This window comes from Erwinia sp. QL-Z3, from assembly GCF_004551645.1.
In the GTDB taxonomy this organism is placed as follows: Bacteria; Pseudomonadota; Gammaproteobacteria; order Enterobacterales; family Enterobacteriaceae; genus Erwinia; species Erwinia billingiae.
This window is the reverse complement of the sequence record NZ_CP037950.1, coordinates 3,689,986-3,705,789: the sequence shown is the minus strand read 5'-3', so window position 1 is coordinate 3,705,789 and position 15,804 is coordinate 3,689,986. Positions and strand designations below refer to the sequence as shown.

Annotated in this window: 14 protein-coding genes and 1 pseudogene; 9 read left to right on the top strand and 6 right to left on the bottom strand. The window is 55.3% G+C overall.

The annotated features are described in order from the left end of the window. Positions 1-71: 71 nt before the first annotated feature. Both uxuA and E2F51_RS17845 read right to left on the bottom strand, forming a co-directional pair. On the bottom strand, positions 72-1,136 hold the full coding sequence (gene uxuA / locus E2F51_RS17850) for a mannonate dehydratase (RefSeq protein WP_134824118.1): 1,065 nt from the start codon (positions 1,134-1,136) through the stop codon (positions 72-74). A gap of 144 nt (positions 1,137-1,280) precedes the next feature. Further along, a complete protein-coding gene (locus tag E2F51_RS17845; protein ID WP_134824117.1) occupies positions 1,281-2,660 on the bottom strand; it encodes an NAD-dependent succinate-semialdehyde dehydrogenase in 1,380 nt (459 codons plus the stop codon). A 143-nt stretch (positions 2,661-2,803) separates the two neighbouring features. On the opposite strand from E2F51_RS17845, the gene E2F51_RS17840 reads away from it, so the two are divergent. Beyond that, positions 2,804-3,670, top strand: coding sequence for a LysR substrate-binding domain-containing protein (locus E2F51_RS17840; RefSeq protein ID WP_134824116.1), 867 nt, complete (start codon positions 2,804-2,806; stop codon positions 3,668-3,670). A 97-nt stretch (positions 3,671-3,767) separates the two neighbouring features. Here the strand turns inward: E2F51_RS17840 and E2F51_RS17835 are convergent, their stop codons facing one another. After that, on the bottom strand, positions 3,768-4,343 hold the full coding sequence (locus E2F51_RS17835; protein ID WP_013202151.1) for a C40 family peptidase: 576 nt from the start codon (positions 4,341-4,343) through the stop codon (positions 3,768-3,770). A gap of 230 nt (positions 4,344-4,573) precedes the next feature. After that, a complete protein-coding gene (locus E2F51_RS17830; protein WP_134824115.1) occupies positions 4,574-6,082 on the bottom strand; it encodes an MDR family MFS transporter in 1,509 nt (502 codons plus the stop codon). 82 nt (positions 6,083-6,164) lie between these two features. Here E2F51_RS17830 and E2F51_RS17825 point away from each other — a divergent pair, with 82 nt between their 5' ends. Together E2F51_RS17825 and E2F51_RS17820 are read left to right on the top strand one after the other, a co-directional pair. Beyond that, positions 6,165-6,830: a TetR/AcrR family transcriptional regulator gene (locus E2F51_RS17825; protein ID WP_134824114.1), complete on the top strand. Its 666-nt coding sequence runs from the start codon at positions 6,165-6,167 to the stop codon at positions 6,828-6,830. A 167-nt stretch (positions 6,831-6,997) separates the two neighbouring features. Continuing rightward, complete coding sequence (locus tag E2F51_RS17820) at positions 6,998-7,294, top strand: YicS family protein (protein WP_134824113.1); 297 nt, start codon at positions 6,998-7,000, stop codon at positions 7,292-7,294. Positions 7,295-7,351: 57 nt separating this feature from the next. Here E2F51_RS17820 and E2F51_RS17815 read toward each other — a convergent pair. Then, positions 7,352-8,423 (bottom strand): annotated as a pseudogene (locus tag E2F51_RS17815) (membrane-associated sensor domain-containing protein). Between the two features lie 316 nt (positions 8,424-8,739). Between E2F51_RS17815 and E2F51_RS17810 the strand changes: the two are divergent. The 6 genes from E2F51_RS17810 to E2F51_RS17785 all read left to right on the top strand — a co-directional run bounded on the left by E2F51_RS17810 (position 8,740) and on the right by E2F51_RS17785 (position 15,144). Next, the gene (locus E2F51_RS17810) at positions 8,740-9,558 is read left to right on the top strand and encodes a PadR family transcriptional regulator (protein ID WP_167738412.1); all 819 of its coding nucleotides are present in this window, start codon (positions 8,740-8,742) and stop codon (positions 9,556-9,558) included. A 36-nt stretch (positions 9,559-9,594) separates the two neighbouring features. Then, positions 9,595-10,995 (top strand): Xaa-Pro peptidase family protein, encoded by a 1,401-nt coding sequence (locus E2F51_RS17805; protein WP_134824111.1) that lies wholly within the window; start codon positions 9,595-9,597, stop codon positions 10,993-10,995. Positions 10,996-11,169: 174 nt separating this feature from the next. Then, positions 11,170-11,823 carry a DUF3313 domain-containing protein gene (locus E2F51_RS17800; RefSeq protein WP_134824110.1) on the top strand — a complete coding sequence of 218 codons (654 nt, stop codon included), beginning with the start codon at positions 11,170-11,172 and terminating at the stop codon, positions 11,821-11,823. A 17-nt stretch (positions 11,824-11,840) separates the two neighbouring features. Beyond that, positions 11,841-12,935: a paraquat-inducible protein A gene (locus E2F51_RS17795; protein ID WP_134824109.1), complete on the top strand. Its 1,095-nt coding sequence runs from the start codon at positions 11,841-11,843 to the stop codon at positions 12,933-12,935. Further along, on the top strand, positions 12,932-14,542 hold the full coding sequence (locus E2F51_RS17790; RefSeq protein WP_134824108.1) for an intermembrane transport protein PqiB: 1,611 nt from the start codon (positions 12,932-12,934) through the stop codon (positions 14,540-14,542). Before E2F51_RS17795 ends, E2F51_RS17790 begins: the two co-directional genes overlap by 4 nt. 11 nt (positions 14,543-14,553) lie before the next feature. Beyond that, the gene (locus E2F51_RS17785) at positions 14,554-15,144 is read left to right on the top strand and encodes a membrane integrity-associated transporter subunit PqiC (RefSeq protein WP_245174127.1); all 591 of its coding nucleotides are present in this window, start codon (positions 14,554-14,556) and stop codon (positions 15,142-15,144) included. Here E2F51_RS17785 and E2F51_RS17780 read toward each other — a convergent pair. After that, positions 15,139-15,774: a TetR/AcrR family transcriptional regulator gene (locus E2F51_RS17780; RefSeq protein WP_134824106.1), complete on the bottom strand. Its 636-nt coding sequence runs from the start codon at positions 15,772-15,774 to the stop codon at positions 15,139-15,141. The genes E2F51_RS17785 and E2F51_RS17780 overlap by 6 nt on opposite strands. Positions 15,775-15,804 lie beyond the last annotated feature (30 nt).

The following is a 15,804-nucleotide window of genomic DNA, read 5'->3' as shown; positions in this document are numbered from 1 at the left end:
CCCTCATAATGATGTTATATATTCATAAACTGACACAGAGAAATAGCGGGGAAAGCTCCCCGCTGGAGAGGTTATTTACTGCTGACGGCTTCCCACAAGCCAAGAAGATAGGTCACACCTAATGCACGATCGTACAGCCCATAGCCAGGACGACCGGTCTCGCCCCAGATAAAGCGGCCATGATCCGGGCGGATATAGCCATCAAAGCCATTGTCGTGCAGCGACTCAATGACCTTCAGCATATTCAGGGAGCCGTACTGAGTGGGATGCGCCGATTCGTAGAAATCTTTGTCCTGGATGATTTTGATGTTTCGCACATGGGCAAAGTGAATGCGCTTACGACGCGAAAACTCAGCCAGAATGCCGTACACATCGTTAGCCGGATCTTCCGCAATGGAACCGGTGCAGAGCGTGATGCCGTTCGCCTCAGAATCAACCGCGTTACAGATCCAGTCCAGATCGTCGCGGTTTTTCACTACGCGCGGCAGGCCGAAAATGGAATACGGGGGATCGTCCGGGTGGAGCGCCATCTTCACACCAACTTCTTCACACACCGGGATTACCGCTTTCAGGAAGTAGGCCAGATTTTCACGCAGTTTTACGTCATCAACGTCTTTGTACTGGGCAAAAAGCTCCTGCACTTTACCCAGACGCTCTGGTTCCCAGCCTGGCAAGGCAAACCCGTTGGAATTTTCCAGAACCTCTTTCACCACCTCTTCCAGACTCTTGTCGATGCCCTTCTTCTCGAAGGCCATGGTAAGGGATCCGTCTGGCAGCACGTAGTTCATATCGGTCTTCATCCAGTCAAATACCGGCATGAAGTTATAACAAATCACCTTCACACCCGCTTTGGCCAGATGACGAATGGTTTGCTGATAATTGGCGATGTAGCGGTCACGGCTTGGCAGGCCAATCTTAATGTCGTCGTGAATATTCACGCTTTCGATGACTTCCATCGTCAGACCTGCGGCCTGAGCCTGACCCACCAGCGCGGCAATCTTCTCTTCCGGCCAGACTTCACCGACGGCAACATCGTACAGTGCCCCAACCACGCCTTCCACGCCCGGTACCTGACGGAAATACTCCAGGGGGATTTTGTCCTGCTCCGGACCGAACCAACGCATCGTCATTTGCATGATTAATTCTCGCTATACTGTTTAGCTTGTATGGTAGCCTACCATCGCAGTATAACCCGCCAGCCAACAATTGGGTTGATGGCGGTCACAGAATGGACGCTTGCTGGTGAAGAAAATCGGCGGCGGCGGTCCCCAAAGTGGGGATTAATGCTGCTGTCCTGCCATCAGCACGTATTTCACCTGCACATATTCCTCAATACCGTAATGCCCGCCTTCACGACCATATCCCGAATGCTTGATGCCGCCGAAAGGAACCGATGCGGTGCCGACCGAGCCGGAATTCATGATGATCATCCCCGCTTCCAGCTGTTTCGACAGGCGGAAAGCGCGGCCAAGCTGGTTGGTCCAGGCATAGGTCACCAGGCCATATTCGGTGTTGTTGGCGCGACGGATCGCTTCTTCCTCGGTTTTGAAGCGATACAGGGCGAATACCGGGCCGAAAATCTCGGTGTTATGCAATGCTGAGCTGTCATCTAAATCACCGAGGATGGTCGGCTGGAAAAACAATCCGCCTTTCTCATGCAGTTTCCCACCCAGATGGACGGTCGCGCCCTGGGCAATGGCATCGTTCACCAGCGACGTGACTTTCTCCACCGCCTGCTGGTTGATCAGCGGCCCGACAACAAATTCATCCTGCATGCCCTGGTCCACCCGAATTTTCGAGACGGCCGCGATGAGCTGCTCTACAAAACGGGAATAAATGCCTTCCTGCACAAAGATCCGGTTGGGCGAAATACACACCTGCCCAGAATTACGCAGCTTGGCGCTGACCAGGCCGGCTACCGCTTCCGTAAGCGTGGCATCGTCGAAGACGATAAACGGCGCATTGCCACCCAGTTCCAGGGTCATTTTTTTCAGCGTGGTGCCACACTGGCTCGCGAGGATTTTTCCAACGCGGGTCGAACCTGTGAACGACACCTTATGGATGCGCTCGTCGCGGGTAAAGGCTTCGCCAATCTCTTGCGGATCGCCGGTGACCATTTCAAACACCCCGGACGGAATACCGGCTTCGTGCGCATATTCCAGTAACTTCCACGCCGTCAGCGGCGTCTCCTCTGCCGGTTTGATCACCATGGTGCAGCCCGCTGCCAGCGCGGTGGCCACCTTGCGGGTGATCATCATAAACGGGAAATTCCATGGCGTAATGGCGGCAGTCGGGCCAACCGGCTCCTTCATCACCAGCACCGAGGCATTGGCATCGTGCGACGGGAGGGTGTCGCCATACACGCGTCGCGCTTCCTCGGCATACCATTCGATAAAGCCCAAACCGTACTCGATTTCGCCCAGCGCTTCGCTCAGGCATTTGCCGTTTTCTCTGACCATCAGTTCGGCGAACACGCGCTTATCGGCGCGCACCAGGTCATACCAGCGGCGCATGATATCGCTGCGTTGTTTGGCGGTTTTTAGCGCCCATGCCGGAAAGGCTTCACAGGTGCGGTCGATCGCCTCGGCGACCTCTGCCGGGCTCATTAACGGCGTCTGGCCGATCACCGAGCCGTCGGCGGGATTGATTACATCGATCATGATGATTTCCTGAGTTGTCGTCTGAACAGGTTCTTCTCAAGCGGACGGAGAAGAGGTGTCCCGAGAGTGTGCTGCGATAGCTTTCTCGCCACAATCGATTAAAATTACGCAATCATTGAGAAAAACTAAATCGGGAAATTTCTGTGCGTGAGCTTCCACCGTTAAATGCCCTGCTCGCCTTTGAATCTGTTGCCCGCACCGGCAGCGTGCGCGCCGCGGCGGAATCCCTGTCGGTGACGCCTGGTGCGGTCAGTCGGCAGTTGCGCCTGTTAGAAGAACATTTTGCCACTGAACTGTTCCGCCGACAGGGACGCGGATTGCTGCTGACTCACGCAGGGAATGCGTATTACCAACAGGTCAGCGTGCATTTTGAGGGCTTACGCAAGGCGGGCGGCCTCTTACATCGTAGCGCAGGGAAATCCGTAATCCGCCTGCACTCTTTTACCACCTTCGCCACGCGCTGGCTGATCCCCAGGCTGACGTCATTTCAGCTGGCGCATCCGGCAATCGATATCCGGCTGACCACCGCCTCGGACTGGGACGATGCCACCGATTATGATGCCGCCATCCGCCTGGGCAGCGGCGACTGGCCGCAACTCCATGCCACCGCCTTAGTTGGCAACGTGCTGGTTCCGGTCTGTCGACCGACGCCGGGCAGAAAAGAAAGTTTCCGGCCCGACAGCCTGAATAAACATACCTTGTTAAGCGTGCGCGGAAGACCGGATGACTGGCAGATTTGGGGAGAGGCGTTTGGCGTCGACCTGAAGCAACAGAGCTGGCGTGAACTGGAAAGCTCCGCGCTGGCGTATCAGGCGGCGCTTGAAGGTCAGGGAATTGCTCTGGCGCAACGGGTCTTGGTTGAAAGCGAGCTGCAGGCCGGTTCGCTGATCGCCATGGAAGCGCACCAGGTTGACTGCGGCAAGCTGACCTACTATCTGGTGTGGAGAGAAAACAGTCTGAAGGAAGCCAGTTTACGACTGCTGGAAAACTGGCTTAGCAGGAATGGCTAGTGGTTAAATTCCCCGGTCTGACCCACCGGGGAAATCCTCAGGACGGCGGCCCAGTGATAATTACGCCACGATCCCGCGATCGATATATCGTTGTCGATTATTTACTGGCAAGAAAGAGATTTTTCTTATCGCTATTAAACGAAATTTCCGCCCCGACTTCTTTTTTCAACCTGCGCGCCTGGTAATAAACCGATTTCCAGTACGGATTATCCAGCGACGAACGCATCACGCCATTACTGACTGACGCATGCAGGAACTGATCCTGAGTATCATAAAAACCAACATGCAGCTCATTATGAATACGGAAAAATACCAGGTCGCCGGTTTGCAGTTGATTTCTTGCCACCGGCTTACCCATTTCAATCAGTTCTTTTGTGGTGACGCGATCCATCGGAATATTGAAGCGATCCTTCAAGGTGCGCCAGACAAATCCGGAGCAGTCAACGCCCTGCAGGTTGGTCCCGCCCCAGTGATACGGCGTACCCTGCCATGAGTGCATTTGATCGTGCAAAGCGGCGAGCACCGGAATCAAATCGGGTTGCTCAGCCAGGTTACTATTTTGCTGCTCATTATTATCTGCAACGTTACGGCCAGAATCATGTTTCGATGAACATCCCGCAATGACGATAAAGGCGAGAGTGAACAGATTCTTGAATGTGAATAAATGTTTCATTAATACGGCCGCAGGGAGAGATAAAAGATAACAACTTATACCGTAGATAATTATCCGACTAAACAGCCAGTGTTAACTATCCACCCCACCTTACTTATCTTTACAAAACTTCCCTGCTGCAAAAATAACACCGGGCAACGTTCAGGGGTGAAATTGCACTTATTTCCCCTGACCGCCTCCTTATTAATCTCATCGCGCTGTGCTTATTTTCCCGGTGCAGCCCCCCTCGCCTATTCGCGACGAAGCGGCGCTTCAGGCAGCAACCAGGATAAAACAAAGGCGAGGATCATCACGCACATCGCCATTAAAAACGCCGCATGAATGGCATCCCCAAACGCCAGCAGATAGTCATGGTGAATGGCCGTCGGCAAGTGCTGTATCGCTTTGGGATCCATGCTGCGCGGCAATTCTGTTCCTTCAGGTATCAGGCGTTCCAGCCCGGACTTCAGCACCTGACTGAATACCGTGCCAAACAGCGCCACGCCAATCGAGCCGCCAACGGAGCGGAACAGCGTCACCGATGAGGTCGCCACGCCGAGCAAATGCGGCTCCACGGTGTTCTGCACCACAATCACCAGCACCTGCATCACCATGCCCAGCCCCATTCCCATCACGCAGGTGAACAGATAAAGATGCCAGGTGGGCGACTCGGTGGTAATGGTGGTCAGCAGACCCATACCGATACTGGCCAGTAAGGTGCCGGCAATCGGGAAGACGCGATATTTTCCGGTGCGGCTGATGATGCGGCCACTGATGATTGACGTCAGTAATAACCCGCCCATCAACGGCAACAGCTGCATACCGGCCTGGGTTGGGGTCGCTTCCTTCACTATCTGCAAATAGAGCGGCAGGAAGGTCACGCTGCCGAATAAAGACATGCCGATAATAAAGCCGATCAGGCTCGACAGCAGGAAGCTGCGCTCGCGGAACAGCCGCAGCGGGATAATCGGCTCTGAGGCCAGCCGCTCTTCGTGGATAAAGCCAATCACACCGACGATACCAAACGCCAGGATGCACCATAATGCCGGATCGGACCAGGCTTTCACCGAGCCGCCTTCACTGGTAAACAGCGTGATGCCCACCAGCGCCATGCTGAGATAAAAGGCGCCCAGCACATCAATCTCATGCTGCTTGCGCTTGCCGCCGGGCTTCAGCACCAGACCAATAATCACCAGCGCCAGCAGCCCCAGCGGCAGGTTGATATAGAAAATCCAACGCCACGACATATGCTGGACGATAAAGCCGCCGGTTAACGGCCCGATCACCGTGGCCAGGCCAAACACGCCCCCAAACAGCCCCTGATAACGGCCCCGCGTGGCGGGTGGAACCACATCGGCCACCGCCGCCATACTGACCACCATCAGCCCGCCGCCGCCAAGTCCCTGTAGCGCACGGGTCAACACCAGCTGATCCATGTTTTGCGCCAGTCCGCACAGCGCCGATCCCAGCAGGAACAACACGATCGACAGCTGCAGTACCGGCTTACGACCGTAAAGATCGCCGAACTTACCGTACAGCGGCACCACTACCGTGGAGGCCAGCGTATAGGCCACCACCACCCAGGTGAGCTTATCCAGCCCACCCAACTCGCCAACGATGGTCGGCAGCGCCGTTGAAACGATGGTCTGGTCCAGTGCGGCTAGCAGCATCACCAGCAGTAACGCGCTAAACAGCAGACGCAAAGAAGGCTCTTTGGTCTGCACGTCAGGTTGATTTAATGAAGTGGATTCTGAATCCATGAGATGACTCGCTTGTAATTAATTAAATGCACAATTAATATTTACCGCAAAGCTTAACATGAACGCAACAGGCAGGTAAAAAATGTCCGCACTGAAAGCAAATTCTGGCGCTAAGCCGCTGAAAACTGGCCCACGTAAGCCAGGCCGCCCTCGCGGCGGTGCGATTAACGTCGAGCAGCGCGATCATCTGTTGGATATTGCGCTCCATCTTTTTGCCCAACAGGGCATCGCTGAAACCTCGATGAACGCCATCGCCCGTAACGCCGGTGTGACGCCGGCGATGATGAATTACTACTTTCACTCCAGAGAAGCCCTGCTCGATATCATTATCGAAGAGCGTTTCCTGCCGGTGCGCAGTCGTATTTTTGCGGTTTTTGTCGCCAACGCTGACGCACCGATGCTGGCGATTGAACAGATGGTCAGGGAACTGGCCTCTACCGCGCAGCGCGACAGCTGGTTTGCCCCACTGTGGATGCAGGAAGCGGTCAGTGAAAACTCGCCCCTGCGCCTGCGGATCCAGGAAAAATTTGGCAAAGAAGCGCGAATTAAAATCCTCAGCATTATGGACGGCTGGAAACAACAGGGAAAAATCAACGCGCAGATCAATACGGTGCTGTTGATGAGCTCTCTACTTAGCCTGGTGCTGGTGCCCCTGGTGCAACTGCGGCCGGGTGATGATGATGAAACCCGTGAAGCGATCGTCCAACACGCGCTCGCCCTGTTGTGCAAAGGGATTTCGCCGGAATAACGCCGTTGAGAGTCGTGTCGGATTTCTGCGCACAAGATTTTGCCAGGCATTCACTGTTATTAAATAATCCTGCTCGCCACAGCTTTTAACGTCATTGATGGCGATGTGCCGATGTTGCAATACACTTCAATCAATCCCCGGCGTATAACTTCTGCAGGAGCTACAGCATGAACTTTCGCAAAACGATTCTGACTGGCTTTTTACTTTCGCTGACGGCCCCGGCCGTGGCAGCACCCTACGACGACCTGGCGTATGCATTGAGGCAGCAAAAAATCATCAATGACTTACGCAGCCATTGCCAGATTGATACCGCTATTCCCGATGCAAAAATAAAATCCACGTTCCTGCACGATAAGCAGACCGAGTCGCAGATCCTGGCCGTGGCCGCGGCGTTGAGAAATAAGAACAACGACGCCTACGGCGAAGCGATTGACGATATTCAGTGCCCGGAGTTGCAAAAATAGTCGAACCTTATCCGCCTGCCTCGTTCATAAGGACTGCCGTCGGTGCGGAATGTGCCCCTAACGGCACCAGCGGTTACGGCCCTGCTCCTTGGCACGATACAGTGCGGCATCGGCATCGGCGAGGATCTGCGCCGCGCCCTTACTGCCATCCGATGAGGCAATGCCCATACTCACCGTGACAGTGTCACTCACAACTGACCGTTCGTGCCGCAGATGCGCCTGTTGCAGGTTAGTCTGAATGCGTTCGGCAATCTGCTCTGCGCCTTGTGGCGTTGGGCCAAACAGCATCACCACAAACTCTTCACCACCATAACGCGCCACCAAATCCCCGGAGGTGCGTACCGCCGTTCAGCACCGCAGCCACTTCCGCCAGACAGACATCTCCGGCCTGATGACCATAATGGTCGTTGTAGCGTTTAAAATAATCGACATCGAGCATAATCAGCTCAAAGCTCGCCTGTCGGCTGACGGCATTGTGCAGATGATCTTCCAGCCCACGGCGGTTGGCGGTGCCGGTCAGAACATCCTGGTGGGCCAGCGTATCCAGCCTGGAAATCAGCAGCTGATTTTCCTGAAAGCGCAGCCAGGCTTCATTAAACCAGCCCTGCAACATATAGCGGCCGTAAATCAGGATCAGCGTGAAGATCAGGCACACCGCTGAAAAACGCAGATTCAACCCGGCATTGACCTGCAGATTCCCCGCCACCGTGGCCAGCCAGATGGGCACCACAAACAGCATCAGACCTGAAGGCCAGTAATAGAGGGCTGCCAGCGCGCTCATCATCAAGATCGAACTTAAGGGATAGGCAAGTGGCGTCTGCAACGCGGTGATAAAGCTGAAGCAGCTGGCGGCCCAGAGTGCGCTTTGCAGCAGCAACAGGAGCGAGAGTAAACGCTTGATTGCTGGAGATGGCTTCGCCTTTAAAACGAAAGAGATGGCCAGCATGGCGACCGACACCAGCAGGATCGCTAACATCAGCAGGTCGATCAGCGTCAGAAGTTTGCCAGAGACAACCACTCCCGCATCAAAATTGCCAAACATGATGTTGCGCAGATAAATCATCAGCGCAAAACTGCCGTTCACAAAGGCGAACCAGCTCAGGCTTTTCGCTAAGGCATGGCTGACCATATGGCCACGGCTCTGCCACAAGGGAATGGAGGAAAGCGTGGTTTTACGCTGCTCGTTGATCACGACGTTGTTCCTTAACATGATAAAAATGAATCATTAAAGGAGTATGCGACGGATCCGGCCTTCCCGCCAATGGCGGCATGGGAGCTGTGATCCACCTTGCGCATTCCCCTTTTCACTGTCACCGACTGCCGGCCGAAATGAACATAACGTGCGCAATGCCGATCGCTGCCTGTTGCTATTTCATATCGTAAGATATAAAACTAGCACTATCTTACGATACAGTCGTAAGATACCTTTCAATCAGGAGAACCCTATGTTTAAAGAAATGTTTAATGACCGTCGTGGCGGTCGCCACCCTGCTCACTCCCAGTCTCAGGACCGTCGCAGTGATTGCTTCCAACAGGCCGAAAGTCGCGAAGAGGCGCTGGCGATGATGTTTGACCAGTGGCGTGAAGCGATGCGCAATGAGCGGATGCGCAGCCGCCATGAAGATCCCCGCAGCGAACATCACCACCACCATCGCGGACGTCATGATGCCTCTGGTGAACGTCAATTTGATCGCCGTGGCGATCGTCATGATGGGCATCGCGGCGGACACCGTGGTGGCCGGGACGACGCCGGTCATCGCGATCGCCCTTCTTTCCTGCGTGGCCGTAAGTTTGGCGCGGACGAACTGCAGTTGCTGCTGCTGTCCCTGTTAAAAGAACAGGCCAGCTACGGTTATGAGCTGATCAAGATCCTGACCGACAAGAGCGGTGGCTTTTATACGCCAAGCCCAGGCGTAATTTATCCGGCGCTGACCTACCTTGAGGATGTGGGTTTTGTGACCGTTCAGCAGGAAGGCAACCGCAAACGCTATGCGATTAACGAGCAAGGCGAAGCGCATCTGGACGAAAACAAGGCGGTGGCTGATGCCCTGATTGCCAAGCTGGCCCTGTTTGCCAGCCAGAGTGATTCCGTCAGTCAGGCGATGTTCGAACACCGCCAGCCGTTTTCAGCGGAGTTGACCCAGGCCATCCACGATTTGCGCAGCCAGCTGCATGCGTATCACGGCAGCGATGAAGACACGCAGCGCCAGGTTGCAGAAATTCTGCAGGCGACGCTGGTACAAATGCAGTCCGTTGGCCGTTAAGATAATGAAGTTAATTCGAAAACATTGAGGTTGACGATGAATCAGTCCCCTGTCCGTTTTGAGCTTACGTCTGTCCCGCCACCAAAGACCTTCCCTGATGCAAAATCGCCGGCGATCGGCGATGAAGCGATGCATCAGCGGCTGCAGAATATTCTCCTGGCCATGCAGCAGCACCGGCTTGATGCCATTGCGATCTATGCCGACAAAGAGCATGGCGGGAATTTTGAATACCTCGCCGGATTTATTCCGCGCTTTGAAGAAGCCTTACTGATCCTCACGGCGCAGGGGGAACTGACTTACGTAATGGGTAATGAGAATCTGAAACTGGTTCCCTTTGCGCGCAACGGCGGCAAATGCCTGCACGCACCGGCCTTTTCCCTGCCTAATCAACCGATGGATAACGACGCGCCGTTAGTAGATGTACTGCTGAAGGCAGGCCTCACCAGCGGAAGCCAGATCGGCGTGGTCGGCTGGAAGTTATTTACCAGCCGGCTGCGCGACACCCGTTATACCTTCGACGTGCCGTCGTTTATCGTTGAAGCCATTATCGACGCCGCAGGCGAGCGGAAAAATGTGGTTAACGCCACCTCGCTGTTTATTTCCCCTGACGTTGGCGTGCGCCGCTTAAATACGGCCAGCGAAATCGCCTTTTATGAGTATGGCGCTAATCTGGCTTCAACCAACGTGCTGGCCGCGCTTGAGCAGATTGAACCCGGTAAAACCGAGAAGCAGATTGGCCAGCTTTTGGCTGCGGATGGCCAGCCGAATAGCGTTATTACCATCGCCGCCACCGGCGACCGGTTTGCCAAAGCGGGCTTATACCCCACGGATAAAGCGATTCAGGCCGGTGATAAGTTCTCGATGACCGTCGGCTTTAAGGGCGGGCTGACCAGTCGTTCCGCCTATGTGGTGGCGGCTGAAAATGAACTGCCTGCGGCAGTGGCGGATTATCTGCCGGCGTTAGCCATCCCCTACTATCGTGCGGTAACCCGCTGGCTGGAAGCCCTTCGCCCAGGCCTGACGGGCGGCGAGCTTTATCAGGTTGTTGAAGAAGCCATGCCGAAGGCGAAATGGCACTGGCATTTAAATCCGGGCCATCTGGTGGCGGATGAAGAGTGGCTCTGCTCGCCGGTCTACCCGGATTCGACGATCGCGCTTGAGAGCGGAATGATTTTTCAGATCGACATTATTCCGTCACTGCCTGGCTATGGCGGTTGCAGCATTGAAGATACCGTTGCGCTGGCTGATGCGGCGCTAAGAGAAGCACTGCAAACCCACTATCCGGATGTCTGGCAGCGGATGGAAACCCGCAAACGCTATCTGCGCGATGTGCTGAATATCACGGTATCAGAGGATGTCATCCTGCTTTCCAACACCGTCGGTTATCTGCGCCCTTTCCTGCTGGATAAGACTCGGGCGCTGGTCCGTCAACCCTGATCGCTCCGCCAGCCACATCCTCTGTGGCTGGCGTTAACCGCCTCCCTCACGTTAACACCACGCAACATCCTCTTGACACTTCCTCACAACACATGCATAACTAAACCGTACAGTTCAGTTATAAACTGAGTTTATCCACTGACCTTTCTCTTTCCTTTATCCAGGGCCTAAAAAATGATCAGACCGTCGACTGTTGTCTTACTCACCGTGGCTTTTTTCCTGACCGGTTGTGCCGGCACACCCCCCGCCCGCTATGCCGGGATAGATTCCGCCTCGCGGCTGACACCCAATACGGGCGATGAAGCGGATCGCATCCCGTTTAAGTACAGCACGCAGGTGGACTGGAATCAGTACAGCACCATGATTGTTGAACCGGTGACGATTTATCAGGGTGCTGACGGCCAGTTTGGCGATATGTCGCCAGCCGATCGCCAACAGCTGGCGGCCTATATGAAGGAGAAATTCACCGCCAGTCTTCGCGCGCACTATCAGGAAACCACCGTGGTTGCGCCGAAAACGTTGCGGATAAAACTGACATTGACCGGAGCGGATACCACCACCCAGGTCGTGGGTACCTTCACCAAATTCGATCTTGCAGGCGGCCCGTACAATATCGTGCAGTCGGTTCGCGGTGGCCGGGGCATGTTCAGTGGTTATGTCGACTATGCGGTTGAAGTTTACGATGCGCAGAGCAATACATTACTGACTGCCTGGGTTGCCCGTCAGTATCCGAATGCCATGAACATCTCCGCAACGATTGGCTCGCTTAGCGCGGCCAAAGTCGGTATCGACAAAGGGGCCGATGAATTAGCGAATACGCTGAAGTGATCCGCCAGGGCCGGCCCATGAACCCAGAATCAGAATTGGTGGTGTGCCCACAGTGCAACTACCTGCATCGCCTGTCTCCTCCGGTTGGAAGTCAGGCGGCACTCTGTTGTCGCTGTCGTGCACCGCTGTGGCGAAAAGCAGGCCAGGCGCCATCGCTGTTACCCCTTGCTGTCGCGGCCGCGCTGGGCTGGCTGTTTGCCTGCCTGTTGCCCGTGATCGGCCTGAATTTTCAGGGCAGCTCAAAAGAGATGACGTTATGGCAAGCCGCCTGGCTGGGTCCGGGCGAGGCACACTCGCTGCTGCTGTCGGTGCTGTCGACTTTTTTGATCGTCGTCGCGCCGATGACGCAGATTTTGCTGATCGTCTGGCTGTCACTATTTGGTCAATTTCAGCGAAAAGCCCCGGGTTTTGCTGCAATTACCTCCCTGCTCAGAACCATCGCCCCCTGGAGCATGCCGCTGGTGGTTGCCGTGGGGTTTCTGGTGGTGGGCATCAAGCTATCCACCTTGCTTCAGGTCAAACCCGGTGCCGGCGCATGGGCACTTGCGGCGTCTGCGCTGCTTTTCTTCCGGCTATCTGCTCGGGATCTTCGTCCCCTCTGGGCAGCACCGTCAGTGCCTGAACAGCATGCAGGCAACGGTCAGGCGTGGGCGCTGTTGATAGCCGCGATGATTTTTTACCTGCCCGCGAATGTGCTGCCGGTGATGTTTACCTCTTTTTTCGGCACCGGCAGCGAGAAAACCATCTTCGAGGGGATCATTGAGTTCTGGCGCAGCGGATCTCCGGGCATTGCGCTGCTGATCTTCCTGGCCAGTATGGTTATTCCTTTTATTAAATTTATCGCGTTGGGCCTGCTGCTGCTGACCAGCCAGCGAAAAAGCTCGTGGGCGCGACGCGAAAGAGACCGGTTGTATCGCTTCACCGAATGGGTCGGGTGTTGGTCGATGCTTGATGTCTTCGTGGTGGTGATCATCACCGGCCTGGTGCAATTTCCGGGCTTGAGTGAAGCCGAACCCCGGCCTGGGATTATCTATTTCGCGCTGGTGGTGATCCTGACAATGCTGTCGGCACAGCGTTTTCGTTCACAAAGTATCTGGGAAGTCACGCCATGAACGCACAGCCAACTGACGAGCCACTCTATCTGCGCAGCCAACCCTATCTGATTTGGCTGGTGCCCATGGTGGCTTTGGTGATCGGGATAACCCTGCTCATTCAGTCTCATCTGGCCGCAGGGCCGCTGATCACCGTTGTCTTCACCAATGCGTCAGGACTGGAGGCGGGAAAAACCGTGGTGAAGTTCAAAGAGGTCAATGTCGGGGTGGTGGAAGCGGTTTCGCTAAGTTCTGACGATGCAAAGGTGCTGGTGCAGGTCAGACTGAATAAAAATGCAGAGAATTTAACCGCCGCAGACAGCCGTTTTTGGGTCGTCCGGCCGCGCGTGGCCATCAATGGCGTGAGCGGAATCGACACCTTGTTTTCCGGTGCCTATATCGGCGTGGATAAAGGCAAAGCAGCGCAACATGCCAGCGAATTTACCGGGCTTGAACAGCCGCCTTCGGTGATCAACGATACGCCCGGCAGTCAATTTCTGCTTAACACAGACGATCTGGGCTCGCTGGATGTGGGTTCGCCGGTCTACTTTCGCCGGGTGCAGGTTGGCCGCATTGCCTCCTACCATCTTCAGGAGGACGGGAAAGGCGTTCAGCTGCGAGTCTTTATTGACGCCCCTTACGATCGCCTGGTCACCGCCAATAGTCGGTTCTGGAACGTCAGCGGGCTGGATCTTTCCGTTGGCAGTAACGGTTTCCAGTTAAAGACACAAACGGTGGCCGCCATTATGGCCGGCGGCATCGCCTTTTACACGCCGGACAGTCAGCCATCAGCACCCGCTAATCCTGCCGCCATTTTCCCGCTGGCCGCCGATCAGGATAAAGCGATGGCGCCCGCAGATGGTCAGGCGATGACTTTTCGCCTTAGATTTGAACACGCGGTGCGTGGATTGGAGGTGGGCGCGCCGGTGGTGTTCGCCAGCGTCAGGATCGGCCGGGTCTCTGCCGTCTCGCTGGACTACGATCCCCACGGCTATCGTTTCCCCACGCTGGTCGATATTGAGGTCTATCCGGCCAGAATGGGCAACGTGCTCAATAAACTGCCTAAATCTTCAGGCGATCCGGCAATGGCGGCCGCTGTTTTCACCGAGGATCTGGTCGATCACGGGTTACGGGCGCAAGCCGTTGCCAGCAGCCTGTTAACCGGACAGCTGACCCTGACACTGGATTTTTTCCCCAAGGCGGCAAAGGTCCCGTTTGATCGCCATGCCCGGCCGTTAATGCTGCCAACGATCGGCGGCGGACTGGATGAAATTCAGCAACAGCTCGCCGATATCGTCGGTAAGGTCAATAAAATGCCGCTGGAATCGATCGGCAACCGGTTGGACAGCACGCTGTTCGAACTGAGCAAAACCCTGCGCATCGTCAATACACAAACCTTACCTGGCGCCAATTCGCTGCTGCTGTCGGTACAGAAAAGCAGTGACAACGTTCAGAACATAACCGCCGAAGACTCACCGCTGTTAATGGGGTTAGTGCAGACCCTGCAGGAATCGGCACGGGCGTTTAAAGCAATCAGAAATGTCAGCGACCAGTTGAGCCGCCATCCCGAATCGTTGATTCAGGGCCGCGCGGCCGATCGCCAGGCGATGCCAGAAGGGAAACAGTAATGGAGGGTCGAATGAGATATTTACTGCCCGGAATATGCCTGCTGCTGGCGGCATGTACGTCGCCTGATATTCACTATCACACCTTAATGAGCAGCACGCCTTCCGCCGCTCATCGGAACCATTTTGACATCAGTGTTTTGCCGGTTATCGTGCCAGCACAGCTCGATATGCAGCAGGTGGTGATCAGAGAGAACAGCAGCGGCGCGGCGATAGTTGAAAACGAGCGCTGGTTAAGCCCGCTGGCTGATGAGTTCACCACCGCCCTGTCCGCTCAACTGGCGGAGCGACTGGCAACGCAGGATATTGCCGGGTTGGCGAGTCAGCCGAACCGGCCCGTGGTCACCGTGAAGGTAAAAGTGCGCCGTTTTGACAGCTGGCCGGGAAACAAAATCCACCTGCAGGCTGACTGGATACTGACGCTGAAACCTGAAAACCGTCAGACCCTGTGTCACAGCGATTTATCACAAGCGGTAAGGGGTGACGTTTCAGCGCTGTTCCCGGCGTGGCAAACCCTGCTCAACCGGCTCAGTGAACAGATTGCAGCGACCGCAATCACCTTGTCGACGCAAACAGCATCCTGTCCGGCACAGGGAAACTTATGACTGGCGACGCGCCTGCCCAGCCAGGGTGCCGTACAGGAAGACGTTCACGCCCCTGGTTACCATCAGTGCGATCTGCCCTGAGGTGAACTGGGGGATTTCCCGCTGCAGCATGAAACCGTCTATCTCGGCTTTCATTAACGACGTGAATTGCTGGGCTCGCAGCATCGGATCGGCTTCACTCAGCTCACCTTTCCGCATGGCTTCAGACATCACCTGGCCAAGCGTGCCCATACTTTCGCGAATGCCGGCATCGAGGAAAAGGTTGCCGATATCAGAATGCCCCGCTTCACCGACCACCACGCGGTAAATCTGCATCGCCTGATTGTCACCGCCCAGCACCTTCAACATCCCTTCCCCAAACTGAATAAGCCGTTGCTCCAGGTTCAGGCCAACGTTTTCTTCTGCCACCAGTTGCAACGCGGCTTCAGTCAGAAAGCGGGTGCTGTGATGGCGGACCACCGTTTCAAAAAGCGCTTCTTTCGAGGCGAAATAGTTATACAGCGTGGCTTTGGAACCGCCGGCTCGTTTTGCCACTTCATTCATTGAGGCGCGTTCGTAGCCCACATCCTGGAAAAGTTGGGAAGCCGCCACAATGATTGCCTGACGTTTTTCCTCTGTCAGTGTTCTCATAATTATTCCTTAAAAACGGGTTGAGCCTTG